Annotated in this window: 15 protein-coding genes; 1 reads left to right on the top strand and 14 read right to left on the bottom strand. The window is 64.7% G+C overall.

What is annotated here, in order from left to right:
* Nucleotides 1-8: 8 nt before the first annotated feature.
* The 6 genes from Q0562_RS09555 to Q0562_RS09530 all read right to left on the bottom strand — a co-directional run bounded on the left by Q0562_RS09555 (nucleotide 9) and on the right by Q0562_RS09530 (nucleotide 4,421).
* On the bottom strand, nucleotides 9-515 hold the full coding sequence (locus tag Q0562_RS09555) for a dihydrofolate reductase (RefSeq protein ID WP_298643789.1): 507 nt from the start codon (nucleotides 513-515) through the stop codon (nucleotides 9-11).
* Between the two features lie 175 nt (nucleotides 516-690).
* Entirely contained in the window at nucleotides 691-1,800 is a 1,110-nt protein-coding gene (gene asd, locus Q0562_RS09550) for an aspartate-semialdehyde dehydrogenase (protein ID WP_298643788.1), read from the bottom strand.
* An 89-nt stretch (nucleotides 1,801-1,889) separates the two neighbouring features.
* The gene (locus tag Q0562_RS09545) at nucleotides 1,890-2,855 is read right to left on the bottom strand and encodes a membrane dipeptidase (RefSeq protein WP_298643786.1); all 966 of its coding nucleotides are present in this window, start codon (nucleotides 2,853-2,855) and stop codon (nucleotides 1,890-1,892) included.
* Nucleotides 2,856-2,887: 32 nt separating this feature from the next.
* Entirely contained in the window at nucleotides 2,888-3,805 is a 918-nt protein-coding gene (gene hemF / locus Q0562_RS09540; protein ID WP_298643784.1) for an oxygen-dependent coproporphyrinogen oxidase, read from the bottom strand.
* A complete protein-coding gene (locus Q0562_RS09535; RefSeq protein WP_298643782.1) occupies nucleotides 3,802-3,960 on the bottom strand; it encodes a hypothetical protein in 159 nt (52 codons plus the stop codon). Before Q0562_RS09535 ends, hemF begins: the two co-directional genes overlap by 4 nt.
* Nucleotides 3,957-4,421 carry a hypothetical protein gene (locus Q0562_RS09530; protein WP_298643780.1) on the bottom strand — a complete coding sequence of 155 codons (465 nt, stop codon included), beginning with the start codon at nucleotides 4,419-4,421 and terminating at the stop codon, nucleotides 3,957-3,959. The genes Q0562_RS09535 and Q0562_RS09530 overlap by 4 nt, the downstream gene beginning before the upstream one ends.
* A 105-nt stretch (nucleotides 4,422-4,526) precedes the next feature.
* Here Q0562_RS09530 and Q0562_RS09525 point away from each other — a divergent pair, with 105 nt between their 5' ends.
* On the top strand, nucleotides 4,527-6,506 hold the full coding sequence (locus Q0562_RS09525) for a hypothetical protein (RefSeq protein ID WP_298643778.1): 1,980 nt from the start codon (nucleotides 4,527-4,529) through the stop codon (nucleotides 6,504-6,506).
* Nucleotides 6,507-6,803: 297 nt separating this feature from the next.
* Here Q0562_RS09525 and Q0562_RS09520 read toward each other — a convergent pair whose 3' ends face one another.
* The 8 genes from Q0562_RS09520 to dsbD form a co-directional block, all read right to left on the bottom strand.
* Nucleotides 6,804-7,217, bottom strand: a complete 414-nt coding sequence (locus Q0562_RS09520; protein WP_298643777.1) for a hypothetical protein — start codon at nucleotides 7,215-7,217, stop codon at nucleotides 6,804-6,806.
* Nucleotides 7,218-7,229: 12 nt separating this feature from the next.
* Nucleotides 7,230-7,490 carry a helix-turn-helix domain-containing protein gene (locus Q0562_RS09515; protein ID WP_298643775.1) on the bottom strand — a complete coding sequence of 87 codons (261 nt, stop codon included), beginning with the start codon at nucleotides 7,488-7,490 and terminating at the stop codon, nucleotides 7,230-7,232.
* Nucleotides 7,491-7,546: 56 nt separating this feature from the next.
* Nucleotides 7,547-8,497 carry a tRNA dihydrouridine synthase DusB gene (gene dusB, locus Q0562_RS09510; RefSeq protein WP_298643773.1) on the bottom strand — a complete coding sequence of 317 codons (951 nt, stop codon included), beginning with the start codon at nucleotides 8,495-8,497 and terminating at the stop codon, nucleotides 7,547-7,549.
* A complete protein-coding gene (prmA, locus tag Q0562_RS09505) occupies nucleotides 8,498-9,379 on the bottom strand; it encodes a 50S ribosomal protein L11 methyltransferase (RefSeq protein WP_298643771.1) in 882 nt (293 codons plus the stop codon).
* 54 nt (nucleotides 9,380-9,433) lie between these two features.
* Nucleotides 9,434-10,777 carry an acetyl-CoA carboxylase biotin carboxylase subunit gene (gene accC, locus Q0562_RS09500; protein WP_298643769.1) on the bottom strand — a complete coding sequence of 448 codons (1,344 nt, stop codon included), beginning with the start codon at nucleotides 10,775-10,777 and terminating at the stop codon, nucleotides 9,434-9,436.
* 18 nt (nucleotides 10,778-10,795) lie between these two features.
* The gene (gene accB / locus Q0562_RS09495; RefSeq protein ID WP_298643767.1) at nucleotides 10,796-11,257 is read right to left on the bottom strand and encodes an acetyl-CoA carboxylase biotin carboxyl carrier protein; all 462 of its coding nucleotides are present in this window, start codon (nucleotides 11,255-11,257) and stop codon (nucleotides 10,796-10,798) included.
* Nucleotides 11,258-11,259: 2 nt separating this feature from the next.
* On the bottom strand, nucleotides 11,260-11,715 hold the full coding sequence (gene aroQ, locus Q0562_RS09490; RefSeq protein ID WP_298643765.1) for a type II 3-dehydroquinate dehydratase: 456 nt from the start codon (nucleotides 11,713-11,715) through the stop codon (nucleotides 11,260-11,262).
* Between the two features lie 165 nt (nucleotides 11,716-11,880).
* A complete protein-coding gene (dsbD, locus tag Q0562_RS09485; protein WP_298643763.1) occupies nucleotides 11,881-13,929 on the bottom strand; it encodes a protein-disulfide reductase DsbD in 2,049 nt (682 codons plus the stop codon).
* Nucleotides 13,930-14,033 lie beyond the last annotated feature (104 nt).

Raw genomic sequence — 14,033 nt, 5'->3', positions numbered from 1 at the left:
TCCCGGTGCTATGCGGAATGCAGCGGCACGACCCTCTCATAGCGGCAGAAAGTCAGATCATATGGATTGCGTGCGTCGGCAGGGTATTCTTCGCGCGCGGTTTCCTGCCAGATAGCGGGATCAATAGGCGGGAAAAAGCGGTCCGCATCGGCAATCGTGGTATGGACATGCGTTACCAGCAATGTATTGGCGACGGGAAGGGCGCTGTGATAAAGCGCGCTGCCGCCGATAATGTAAACCGTATCCCCTTTTGCAGCATCAAGGGCACCGGGAAGATGCGGACAAACCGTCGCATCTTGCAGGGAATAGGCGGCATTGCGGCTGATGACGAGATTCTGCCGCCCGGGCAGGGCGCGGCCAATGCTTTCATAGGTTTTGCGCCCCATGATGACGGGGTGGCCGAGGGTATGCCGCTTGAAATGTTGCAGGTCGCGTGGCAGATGCCACGGCATTTGATTATTACGGCCAATAGCGCGGTTGGTGCTTTGCGCGACGATCAGGATGATTTCAGGCATGGGAAAGCGTTCATGAATGTTAATACCAGTCCCCGGAAATAAAACGGCGTCCGCAGGCCGGTTATTCTTCGGTCTGGTATGATAACGCCCCCGACGGGGAGGGGCTGTTTGTCGTGTACGAAGGAAACGGCTATAAAAAAACGGCGGTTGTCCGCCGTTTTTTTGTGGCGTGCCATCAGTCCACGAGGATGCGCAGCATGCGGCGCAGCGGTTCCGCCGCGCCCCACAGCAGCTGGTCGCCGACGGTGAAGGCGCTCAGGTATTCGCCGCCCATCGCCAGTTTGCGCAGGCGGCCGACCGGCACGTTCAGGGTGCCGCTGACTTTGGCAGGCGTCAGTTCGTGCATGCTCGCTTCTTTTTCGTTGGGGATGACTTTCACCCAGTCGTTGTGTTTGGCGAGCAGTTGTTCGATTTCGGCAAGCGGCAGGTCTTTTTTCAGTTTCAGGGTCAACGCCTGGCTGTGGCAGCGCATCGCGCCGACGCGGATGCAGAGGCCGTCCACCGGAATGGGGTTGGCGCTGCGGCCCAGGATTTTGTTGCTTTCCACCCCGCCTTTCCATTCTTCTTTGGATTGGCCGTTGCCGAGGTCGGCGTCAATCCAGGGAATGAGGCTGCCGGCGAGCGGCACGCCAAAGTTGGCTTTGGGGTAGTCGTCGCTGCGCAGGGCGGCGCTGACTTTGCGGTCGATGTCGAGGATGGCGCTGTGCGCGTCGGCGAGTTCGTCCGCTACTTGGGCGTGCAGGTAGCCCATGCCTTCGAGCAGTTCGCGCATGTTTTTCGCGCCCGCGCCGGAGGCCGCCTGATAGGTCATGCTGGTTGCCCATGCGACGAGGTCGTTTTCAAAGAGGCCGCCGAGTGCCATCAGCATCAGGGAGACGGTGCAGTTGCCGCCGATGAAGTCTTTTTTGCCGTCGCGGATGGCGGCGTCAATGACGCGGCGGTTGACCGGATCAAGGATGATGACGGCGCGATCATCCATGCGCAGCGCGGAGGCGGCGTCAATCCAGTAGCCGTCCCAGCCGCGTGCGCGCAGTTGCGGGTGGATGGCTTTGCTGTAATCGCCGCCCTGGCAGGTGAGGATGATGTCCATCGCCGCGAGTGCGTCGAGGTCGTGCGCGTCGTGCAGGGTTTTGCCGCTGCCGGCAAAGGCGGAGGCGGCGGTGCCTGCCTGCGAGGTGGAAAACAGGGTGGTTTCGACGTGCGCGAAGTCACCTTCTGCCTGCATCCGTTCAACGAGTACGGAGCCGACCATGCCGCGCCAGCCGACGATGCCGAGTTTTTTCATGTGCTGTTCCTCTTGATGAATGGGTAAATGGGGGGCGGGTGATTTAACACCTTTTAATGTGGGCAGGCAAGCGGGGATTGCCGCCGCCGTTACCACACCCGCTTGATGAGGGCGAGCAGGTTGTCGCGCATGATGGCGCGGATGTCGTCGTCGCGGTAGCCGCGTTGGGCGAGACCGTCGCGGACGGCATCGAGCGCGGCGGGGCTGAGGTATTTGCCGCTGAGGCCTTTTTGCGGGTCGTAACCTGCGGCGGGCGGCCACCAGTACTGGCGGTTCACGTCGGCGGGGATGTCCGGCACACCGTCGTCGTAGCAGTAATCCAGACCGATGGCGGTGTGTGCCACGCCGACGAGTTGGGCGATGTAGTCGATGTGCGCGATGAGCGAGGCGGGTTGGAGGCCGGGGTCACCGAGGAAACTGCCGACGCCGTTCAGGGCGACGAGACCGCCGGTGGCGGCGACGGCACGGATGGCGCGGTCGGTGATGTTGCGCCTGTGCGGCACGAGGGCGCGCGGGTTGGCGTGGCTGTACAGCACGGGGCGCTCTCCGCTGTACGCGCAGATCTCGAGCGCGGTTTGTTCGTTGCTGTGGCTGAGGTCCATGAGGATGCCGGCGGCGTGGATGGCGTCCACCATGCGCTCGCCGAGCGGGGTGAGGCCGCCTTCGTCGTGCGCGCCGCCCGCGACGCTGTTGCTGCGGTTGTAGGCGAGGTGGATTTGCCGCACGCCGAGGCGGTGGTAGAGGGCGACCATGTCGGGGGTTTCGAGCAGCGGCAGTGCGCCTTCGAGGTCGAAGCTGAGGGCGAGTTTGCCGCCGGCGGCGATGCGTTCGATGTCGGCGGCGGTGTCGGCGAGTTCGAGCCAGTCGGCGGCGGCAATCTGGCGGCGGTAGCCGGCGATGGTGGTCATGATTTGCGCGAGCGGGTTCATGTCCATGCCGACGTTGACGGAGAGGTAGCGCACGCCGGCGTCGTAGTGCAGGCGGAGCTGGTTGATGTCGGTGTCGCCGTGCAGCGGCAGGCAACTGTGGGCGTCGGCGTACCAGTCGTGGTTCATGGTGGGCTCCGGGGTTGGGTCTGGTGGCAAATTTACAGCCATTCGCGCGGCTTGAGGTAGTCGGCAAGGCGGGCTTCCATGCTGCCGGCTGCCGGGCGGTAGTCGTAGGCGAAGCGCGCCAGCGGCGGCAGGCTCATCAGGATGGATTCGGTGCGCCCGCCGCTTTGCAGGCCGAAGTGGGTGCCCCGGTCGTAGAGCAGGTTGAATTCGATGTAGCGGCCGCGCCGGTAGAGCTGGAAGGCGCGTTCGCGCTCGCCGTAGGCGGTGTTTTTGCGTTTTTCGACGATGGGCAGGTAGGCGGCGAGCCAGCTTGTGCCGACGGCGCGGGTGAAGGCGGCACCTGCCGCAAAGTCGGCGGGCTGGTAGTCATCGAAAAAGAGGCCGCCGATGCCGCGCGTTTCGCCGCGATGCGGCAGGTAGAAGTAGCGGTCGCACCAGGCTTTGTAACGCGGGTAGAGCTCGGCGCCAAACGGGGCGCAGGCGGCAAAGGCGGCGCGGTGCCAGGCGCGGCAGTCGTCGTCGAACGGGTAGTACGGGGTGAGGTCGATGCCGCCGCCGAACCACCAGGCGCGGATGCGCCCGCCGTCGTGCGCGGTGAAGAGGCGGATGTTGGCGTGGCTGGTCGGCACGTAGGGGTTGCGCGGGTGGATGACCAGCGACAGGCCGTGCGCGGTATAGGCGCAGGCGGCGAGTTCGGGACGCTTTTCGCTCGCCGCAGGCGGCAGGCGTTCGCCCGCGATGTGCGAGACGTTGACGCCCGCCTGCTCGAAGACGCCGCCCTCTTGCAGCACCATGGTGAGGCCGCTCCCGCGCAGGCGGGGCTCGTCGCGCTGCCAGGCGTCGCGGCGGAAAGCGCCGCCGTCTGTCGCGGTCAGCGCGGCGGTGATGCGCTGTTGCAGGTCGTCAAGATAGGCGGCGAAGGCGCTGATGTCGGTGGCGGTGGGGGTCATGGTTGGGTCATCCACAGTTTGACGGCGAAGGCGATGAAGAGCAGCCCGGCGGCACCCAGTCCGGCGACGGGCAGGGTGCGGTGGCGGGTGACGAGGCGTTTCAGGTGGCTGCCGGCACCGGTGAGATATTGACTGAGGTCGGTGATGCCGTTCATGGGGTATTTCCTTTTGCCGCGTTGCGGCAGTGGCGGGTTTCACTTTTCACAAAGGCGTAGGCGGGGCTGCGCAGGGTGACGCAGTTGCTGTTGCGTTCGTAGATGTAGTGCTTGTCGAGGTAATGGCGGTAGTGGATGACCTGCGGCGCGCAGGTTTCGCCGACGGGACAGACGGGGAATTCACCGATGCGCGCGGCGGCGAGACGGTCGATGGCGTGATAGGTGCGCCAGGCAAAGGCGAGCGTCAGCAGGTAGAGCAGCAGGCTCACCAGCGGGTAATGCAGCAGGGTTTTGGGATACGGCGCGCGGCGGTAGCGGATGGCGAGGTAGATGGCGAAGGCAAGGAGATAGACGGGGTAAAGCAGCAGCAGAGTGCTGAGGTAAAACTCGCCGCCGAGGGAGGCACCCGTCAGCGCGGCGGCGGCGATGACGAGATTGAGGAGAAAGTGTTTGTGTTGCATGGCGTCTGCCGGTGGGGATGGCGCGGGATTATACGCCTGCCGCCGTTATCCGGCGGCGGGACTTCGGCTATATACTTGCCGCCCTGTTTTTCAGGGATTTGCTGCATGTTGATTGAGGGTTACGACTCGGAGGATTTGGCCGCCACACTGCTGCGCCAGCTCAGGAATCTGGCGCACGGCAACCGGGTGGATGCGCAGGAAGTGCAGGCGGTGGCGCATGAAGCCGAAGCCTTTGCCGTCGAGCTGAACGTGGTGTGGCAGTTCGGCGGTTTCTGTGAAGACAGGCGCATCGCCGGCGGCGAGGCGGCGGCACGGCACTGCGGCAACGATGCGGCGCTGTTCGAGCGGGAAACGGCGGCGCTGCTGCACCAGGCGCAGACGGACACCGCGCTGCGCCAGCCGTTTATCAACGGCCTCAGCGAGGCGGGGCGGCAGGGGCTGGCGCAGTCGATGCAGGAGAGCGTCTTTCACCGCTTCGCGCCGCTGTCCGTGCAGGAAGATTGCCCGCTGTGCCGGGGGCAGGGCAAGACGACCTGCCCCCGTTGCGGCGGCGTCGGCCGGCAAACCTGCACCACCTGCGGCGGCGCGGGGCAGCACAGCGAACAGGTGTCCGAATACCGCGACGGCCAATACAGCGGCAGCCGCACGGTGCAGCACGTCTGCGAAACCTGTGGCGGCAGCGGGCAGACAACCTGTGCCGACTGTGTCGGCGCGGGCGCGGTGCATTGCGAACACTGCGGCGGACACGGCTTCTTCATGCTGACGCGGCATGTGGCGGCGCGGGCAACGCCGGGCCATGCCGTCGGCACCACGACCCATTTCGCCCGCGACGCGCTGGATGCGCTGCTCATGGAAGAAGGGCCGGAATTTTGCCGCCGGAAAATCCCGCTGTCCCTCACCAGCCATTGCCCGAACGGCATCAGCAGCCACCTCTTCGCCTACTCGGGCAGAAGCATCGCGCTGCGCCTCGATTTCGTGCTGAACCGCGCCCTGCTGAAAGGCAAGACCTACACCTGCTACGCCTTCGCCAACCCGCCCTATCCCTACGTGCGCCCCCCCTTCTTCGACGACCTTTTTGCCCTGGAACTGGACTGGCTGGCGGACGCCGTGCCGCGAAGCGGCATCGTCAGGCGCAGCAAAGCCGTCGCCTTCTTCTACCGCCATGCCGGGCAGCCGGTGCTGAACAGCGTCCTGCGCGACATGGCAAAAAATCCCGGCCACTCGGCCGCGACGCTGGCGGCGGCGATAGAAAAAGCCTGCCAGGGCTTCATCAGCACGGAAATGGCGGAAGAACTCGCCGCCTACCTGATCCGCATCCTCGACAAAGTCTCGCCGACCCATTCCAAAGGCCTCTGGTGGGGCATCGCCGCGCCGACCCTGTTCTACGCGACCCTCTACGCCGAAGCCAATATGGAAAGCTATTTTGCCGCCCGCCCCCTCTTTATCCCCTTCGACACCGCCGTGCGCGTCGCCCTGATGGTGGTCGTCCCGCTCGGCATCGCCCGGCTGGGCAGCACCCTGCTCACCCTGTGGCGGCGCAACAAAGTGCCGCGCGAATACTGGCAGGAACTGCGCGACGGCATCATCATGCGCCGCCTGCTGCGCACGGCGCGCAACCTCGCCATCATCGCCGCCCTCTACGGCGCACTGGCCGCACACGACCTCGTGCCGCGCAGCGGCGGCGTCTGGCTGAATCACATCCGCCGCACCATGAGCGAAGACATCTGCCCCTACCTGCCGACGCGGATCTGCGAAAACCTCTTCCGCCTGCCACCGGAACCGCCTGCGGCGGCGGAACAGGAAGCGGCAGGGACGGAGGCGGCAGTGGCAGTGCGGCCGCAGACGGCGACGGCATCGGCGGCCGTACCGGATGCGCGGGAAAAAGCGCGGCGGATACAGCAATTCCTGGCACAACAGGGCTACCGGCTCGACGTGGACGGCCGCTTCGGCGCACAAACCCGCCGCGCGGCGGATGACTACCTGCAACACGGCAGCGGTATCGTGCTGGACGGCGGCGCGACGGCTGACGACTACTACCGCGAACTGTTCGGCCTGCCGCCGGAGACGGAAGAAGAAGGAAATTGACAGCGACGCGCCGGGCCCGCCAGGCGGCGTAGTTACCGGATTCCGTAGCGACACTGCCTGTCCCAAGAAATAAACCAGGGTTCGTAGGGCGGGCTTCAGCCTGCCATCAATATCGCTGCGGCGGCCTGTGGCAAACACCGGTTTTTGTAGAGACGTTGCCTGCAACGTCTCTAAATCAAAAACGCGTTGGCGGTTGCGCGTGCCCGAAACGCAAAAAGCAGGCTGTGTGCCTGCTTGATGGGTTAAAGCCGTCTTGCGTCCGGCAAGCGGGGCATTTTGCCGTCTGCGCAGGCGGTTTCAGAAGAAGTTGCGCAGATCGATGTTGCGGTCGAAGGCGGCGCGTTCGAGGAAATCGGCAAAAGTGGCGGCGAGCAGGCGGGCGTTGCCGTTCGGCTCAATTTCCCAGATGCCGTGGTCTTCGGGGTGGAAGAAGAGGACGCCGTCGCCGTCGGCGGCGTGGCCGAAGGCGAAGGCTTCGCGCGTTTCGCGGCGTCTCGCCATCAGTTTTTGTGCCCAGTAGTCCTGGTAGTAGGGGGTGCGGATGACGGGCTGTTTTTCTTCGAGGGTGCGCTGCGACCACAGGCAGTAGGTTTTGGTGTCTTTCAGCGGCCGCTTGCGCTCGCGGAAGGTGTAGTAGGCATCAACGGCCGGATCGCGCGCTGCCATGTAGGTGCGGTAGCTGTCGGGCAGGTTGTAGGTGTTGAGGTTCATCGGTTGCCTTGTTTATTTGAGTTTGGGATAGGGGATGTGGTGTTCGTCGAGCTTTTTTTTCAGGGTGTTGCGCGTGATGCCGAGGATTTTCGCGGCGTGACTCTGGTTGTGGGCGCAGCGCAGCATGATGTGGCTGATGACGGCGTGTTCGGCTTCGTGGATGATGAGGTGATAAAGGCCGGCGGCGGCATGGGGATGTTCGTCTGTTTCGAGCATGGCGTAATACTGCTCGATGCTGTGCTCGATGGCGGCACGGATGGTCGTTGTTTTCATGGGGCGGGTCGCGGTGCGTGTTGGGCGCGCAGTATATAGCGGGGGTTGGGCGCTTGCTATATCGCGGCGCCGGCGAGGACGGCGAGTTGGGCGGTGAGGTCGGCAGCGCTGTTGATGGCGTCGCGCAACGCGGCATAGGCAGGATGATCTCGCAGGTAGGCGTGCAGGTGTTTGCGCGCGATGCGCGTCGCTTGCGCGCCGTAGTGCCGGTGCAGGTCGTGCAGGTGGGTGCGGATTTGCGCATTCTTGTCGGCAGCGGGCGCGGGGATGCCGTTCACCGCCGCTTGGCAGCGGGCGAAGAGCCACGGATCGCCGAGGGCGGCGCGGCCGATCATGAGACCATCGAAGCCGTAGCGGTCAATGAGGGTTTTTGCTTGCGCGGCGTCCGTGATGTCGCCGTTGGCGATGACGGGCAGGCAGGTACGGTTTTTAAGCGCACCGATGGCGGCATGGTCGGCGGTGCCGTTGTATTTCTGCGCGCGGCTGCGGCCATGCACGGCAAGGGCGGCGATGCCGTTGTCTTCCGCGATGGCGGCGAGTTCAAACAGGGTCGGCTGGTCGTCGTGGTAACCGAGGCGGGTTTTGACGGTGACGGGGATGGATACGGCGCGGCTGACAGCGGTGAGAATTTTTGCGACTTGGCCGAGATCAGCGAGCAGTGCCGAGCCTGCCTGCTGGCGGGCGACGGTTTTCGCCGGGCAGCCGAGGTTGATGTCGATGATGTCCGCGCCTTTGGCCTGCATGACGAGCGCCGCTTCCGCCATCAGTGCCGGGTCGCCGCCGACGAGCTGGACGATTTTCGGGTAGCGCGGGTCGGGGTCGAATTGCAGGCGGTTCTGCGCGAGGCCGGTGTGCAAGAGGTCGGGCTTGGCGCTGACCATTTCGGCGGTGCTGTAATCGGCACCGTTCGCCTGGCAGAGGCGGCGGAAGGGCAGGTCGCTGACGCCCGCCATCGGCGCGAGGGTGATGACGGGGCGGGGGTAGGTGAAGCGGCCGAGGGTGAGCATTTATTTGCGTTGCAGTGCGAGCAGTATCCAGCCGTCGCGTTCGTCGGCGCGGCGGATGTGGTAGGCGTCGGCGTAGGCGGCGCGGATGCGCGCTTCCTGGCGTTTGAGCAGGCCGGCGAAGATGAGGCGGCTGCCGTCGTGCAGGTGTTTTTCGAATTGCGGGCGCAGGGCGCAGAGCGGTTCGAGGAGGATGTTGGCGATGATGAGATCGACTTGCGGCGCGTCATCGGGGTTGGTGCAGAGGGTGATGCGGTTGGCGACGCCGTTTTTGGCGGCGTTGTCGTGGCTGGCGGTGAGTGCCTGCGGGTCGATGTCGGTCTGCCAGATGTGTGTGGCCCCCAGCAGGGCGGCGGCGATGCCGAGGATGCCGCTGCCGCAGCCGTAGTCGTAGGCGGTTTTGCCGCGCAGGTCGTGATGCACCAGCCAGTTGAGGCACATGGCGGTGGAGGGGTGGGTGCCGGTGCCGAAGGCGAGGCCGGGGTCCAGGCGCAGCACGGTGGCGTTTGCGTCGGGGATGGTGTGTTCGGTCGCGGCGACCCAAAAGCCGTTGCCGAAGGGGATGGGCTGGAAGTGGTCGAGCCAGGCGCGCACCCAGTCGTTGTCGTGCAGGAGGTGTGCGGCGATGGGGTAGTCGTCGCCGAGGGCGGCGCGCAGAACGGTGAGGATGGCGTCACGGTCGCTGTCTAGCGGGTAGAGGCCGGTCACGCGCGTGGTCTGCCACAGCGGGGTGGTACCGACGGGCGGTTCGAAGATTTCTTCGTCGCCGGAGGCGGTGTAGGTGACGGCGATGGCGCCGCTTGCTTCCAGCGCGGCTTCGAGCTGCTCGGCTTCGGCGTCGCTGTGGGCGGTGAGGGTGAGTTCCAGCCAGGTTTGGGGGGTCATGCGGGTTTCCGGGAGTGGATATGTTTTGCCCCCGCAAGCGGGGGCGTTATGTTGTCAGGCGAGGCCGAGTTTGTGTTCAAGGTAGTGGATGTCCATGCCGCCGTGGTTGACGACGGGGTCGTCCAGCAGGTCCTGATGCAGTTCGATGTTGGTGTTGATGCCTTCAATGACGAGTTCGCGCAGGGCCATTTTGGCGCGGGCGATGGCGGTCATGCGGTCATCGCCCCAAGTGATGAGTTTGCCGATCATGGAGTCGTAGTGCGGCGGCACGGTGTAGCCGTCGTAGAGGTGGGATTCGACACGCACGCCCAGGCCGCCCGGTGCGTGGAATTCGCTGACTTTGCCCGGCGAGGGGATGAAGGTCTTGGCGTTTTCGGCGTTGATGCGGCACTCGATGGCGTGTCCCCGGATGTGGATGTCGTCCTGGGTGTAGGAGAGCGGCAGCCCGGCGGCGATGCGGATTTGTTCGCGCACGATGTCCACGCCGGTGATCATTTCGGTGACGGGGTGTTCGACCTGGACGCGGGTGTTCATTTCGATGAAGTAGAACTCGCCGTTCTGGTAGAGGAATTCGAAGGTGCCGGCACCGTGGTAGCCGATGCGTTTGCAGGCTTCGACGCAGATGCCGCCGATTTTTGCGCGCTGTTCGGCGGTGATGCCGGGAGCGGGCGCTTCTTCCATGACTTTCTGGTGGCGGCGTTGCAGGGAGCAGTCGCGTTCGCCGAGATGGATGGCGTTGCCGTGTTTGTCGGACAGCACCTGGATTTCGATGTGGCGCGGGGTTTCGAGGAATTTTTCCATGTACACCATGTCGTTGCCGAAGGCCTGGCGCGCTTCGGTTTTGGTGAGGCGCACGGCATCGACGACTTCGGCGGCGTTTTTGACGACGCGCATGCCGCGTCCGCCGCCGCCACCCGCCGCCTTGATGATGACGGGGTAGCCGATGCGTTCGGCGGTCGCGCGGATCTCGTCCGGATCGGTGCCGAGCGGGCCGTCCGAGCCGGGCACACAGGGGATACCGGCGGCTTTCATCGCTTTGATGGCTTCGACTTTGTCGCCCATCATGCGGATGGTTTCTGCGCGCGGCCCGATGAAGGTGAAGCCGGATTGTTCGACACGCTCAGCGAAGTCGGCATTTTCCGAGAGGAAGCCGTAGCCGGGGTGGATGGCGTCGGCGTTCGTGACTTCGGCGGCGGCGATGATGGCGGGCATATTGAGGTAGCTTTCGGACGAAGGCGCCGGGCCGATGCACACGGATTCGTCGGCGAGGACGACGTGTTTGAGGTCGGCGTCGGCTTTGGAGTGCACGGCGACGGTTTCGATGCCCATTTCGCGGCAGGCGCGCAGGATACGCAGCGCGATTTCCCCCCGGTTGGCAATCAGCACTTTCTGGAACATGGCGGTTTCCCCCGGAGCTTATTTGACGACGAAGAGGGGTTCGTCGTATTCGACCGGTTGCCCGTTTTCGACGAGGATTTCCACGACTTTGCCGCCAAAGTCGGCTTCGATGCGGTTGAACATTTTCATGGCTTCGATGATGCAGACGGTGTCGCCCGCCTTGATGTCGTCGCCGAGTTTGATGAAGGGGTCGGCATCGGGCGCGGGGGCGTTGTAGAAGGTGCCGACCATCGGCGAGCGGATGAGTTTGCCGTCCGGCGCGGGTTTGCCAGCGGGGGCGGCTTCGGCGGCAGGTGCGGGGGCGGCGGGCGCCTGCGGTGCGGCCGGGTAGGGCATGGGATACGGCGCAGGCGGCATCATCGGCGGCATTTGCCCGTAGCGGTTGATGCGCACGGATTCTTCGCCTTCGGTGATTTCGAGTTCGGCGATGCCGCTCGCTTCGAGCATTTCGATGAGTTTCTTGATCTTGCGGATGTCCATGGTCAGGTCTCTTGTCTGGGTTTGGTGAGGTAGTGGTGGGCGGCGGTGAGCGCCAGTTCGTAGCCGGTCGCGCCGAGGCCGCTGATGACGCCGAGGGCGAGGTCGCTGAAATAGGAGTGGCGGCGGAAGGCTTCGCGCCGGTAGATGTTCGAGAGGTGCACTTCGATGAAGGGGATGGCGACGGCAGCCAGCGCGTCGCGCAGGGCGACGCTGGTGTGGGTGTAGGCGGCGGGGTTGATGATGATGAAATCGACTTCGTGTCTGCCCGCTTCGTGGATGAGGTCGATGAGGGTGCCTTCGTGGTTGTGCTGGATGTGTTCGAGCTGGTGACCGAGGTCTTGCGCCATGCTTTTCAGGCGGGTTTCGATGCTGTCCAGGGTGTCGTTGCCGTAGTGTTTTGGCTCGCGGCTGCCGAGCAGGTTCAGGTTGGGGCCGTTAATGACAAATATTAGCGCCATAGGGTATTGGGTTCTCAGGGTGGGATGGTCGCGGTGCCGCGCGGTACGGTCTGTGGGTTAGGCCGCGCGGGGGCGTTAGAGGCGCGCATTATAGCGGCTTCACCGGGAAACCCGTACAGTGTTTTGCCTGCCTGCGGCAAGGCCGTGCAGGCAGGTGCCGGGAGGTTATTCCGCCCAGCTTCGCAGTTTGGCGGCGAAGGCGTCGGGCGTCATTTCGCCGATGAGAGTTTCGGCGGGGGCGTGCAGTTTGCCGTGCGGTAGGTAGTAGAGCACGGCGGGCGGGCCGACGAGGTTGAGCGCGTTGAACATCGCCTTGTGTTCGGCGGTGAAGTCGGTCACGTCGATTTTCAGCAGGGTGTAGGGCGCAAGCGGCGCGGCGAAGTCGGGGTTGTTCCAGATTTGGGCTTCCCATTTTTTGCAGGCGACGCACCAGTCGGCGTAGAAGTCGAGCAGCACGGGGCGGTCGCTGGTGGCAATGGCGGCTTCGAGCGCGGCGACGCTGTCCACGGTGCGGAAGGCGTTGTGCGCTTGCGGCGCAGTCGCGGCGGGCGCGCCGAGGTGCAGGTTGGCACTCTGCATGCCGAGGGCGAGGGCGGCGATGAAGGCGCTGCCGGCGAGGAAGCGGCGGGTTTTGCTGTCGCCATAGAGGTAGGCAGCGGCGAACATGGCGTACAGCGCCCAAGCGGTGAGCGCCCAGGCGGGCGGCAGGATGCGGGCGACGAGCCACACGCCGATGGCAAGCAGGGCGAAGGCGAAGGCTTTTTTGACGTTGTCCATCCATGCGCCCGCCTTTGGCATGAAGCGGCGGAAGGCACCGGCGAAGAGCAAGAGCGGCAGGCCGGTGCCGAGGCCGAAGACGAAGAGGGCGGTCGCGCCTTTGAGCGGGCCGGTCTGGGTGGTGAAGAGCAGGAGTGCGGTCAAAACGGGGGTAGCGCAGGGGCTGACGACGAGCACGGACAGCGCGCCCATCACCGCCGCGCCGCCGTAGGAGCCGCCCTGTTGGCGGCGGTTGAGCTTGTCCACCGGTTTTTGCAGCCAGCGCGGGGTTTGCAGGGTATAGACGTCGAAAAGCGACAGCGAGAGCCCGGCGAAGAGCAGCGCGACGAGGGCGGTAATCCACGGTTTTTGCAGGATGACTTGCAGATTGATCTGGAAGATGCCGAAGACGGCACCGAGCAGCCCCATCGCTGCGCCCATCGCCAGCACATAGACGGTGATGAGGCGGTAGGCGCGGCCGCTGCCGGTGTTGGGCCCGACAACGAGGCTGGTGACGATGGGCACCAGCGGATAGACGCAGGCGGTGAAGCTGACACCGATGCCGAGGAGGAGGACGAGCGGCAGGGAGATGAGGAAGTTGTCGTTCAGGCGGCGGATGAGGCGGTCAATGGTGCTTGTCGTGGCATCAGGCGGTGCGGCGGCAACCGCTTGTGCCGGGGTTTTTACCGCCTGCGGCGCGGCGGTGAGCGGGAAATCGCGCGTCATCGGCGGGTAGCAGATGCGACCTTCGGCGCAGCCTTGCAGGTGCAGGGTCAGGGTGCCGCCCGCCGCCGGGCGCGGCAGGCTGAGGTTGAGTGCGCCCCGATAAATCTGCTGTTCGCCGAGGAATTCGTCCTGATGCACCTCGCCCGCCGGCAGCGGCAGGTCAAGCGGTTTGCCGTCCACTGCGGCGCGCAGGCTGTGGCGGTAGAGATAGTAGCCGTCCGGCATGCGGTAATGCAGGGCGAGTTCGCCGTCTGTTTCCGTCGCGCTCACGGTGAAGGCTTCTTCTTCCGGCAAGACGTCGCGGTTTGCCGCCTTGAAGAGCTGCGGCCTGGCGGTGGCGGCGGGTTCGGCGTGCAGCGTCCATGTCGTCGGCGGGTAGCAGAGGACGTTTTCCTGACAGCCCTGGGTGGTCAGGGTGAAAGTGTGTGCGGCGTCGCGGTGGCGCAAGGTGATGGTCGGCGGCGTGTGCCAGACCATCACCTGCCCCAGATAGGGATCATCCTTCGCCTCCGCCGGGCTGCGCTCTTCCATGCCGTCCGCGCCTTGCAGCGTGGTTTTGTCGGCATAGAGGTAATAGCCTTGCGGGAAGTCGATGGTGATTTTGGTGAGGTAGCCGTCGCCGTCATCCAGCTGGCGGATGACCGGCTTGAAGACTTCTTCGGCAGGCAGCGGCTCGGCAGCATGGGCGAAGAGCGGGAACAGGGCGGTGAAAAACCACAGCAATCGGGTCATGGGGGCTTCCTCAGTCAGCAAAAAACGGCGCGATTGTAGCGGAAAAATCCGCCCGCACCGTGGCAAAACGGCGGGATAAAGACGGCGCAGCAAAGGGTTGCGAC

It is taken from the genome of uncultured Cardiobacterium sp., assembly GCF_938028825.1.
GTDB lineage: Bacteria > Pseudomonadota > Gammaproteobacteria > Cardiobacteriales > Cardiobacteriaceae > Cardiobacterium.
The sequence above is the reverse complement of the archived record's forward strand: the minus strand, read 5'-3'. Positions and strand labels throughout refer to the sequence as shown.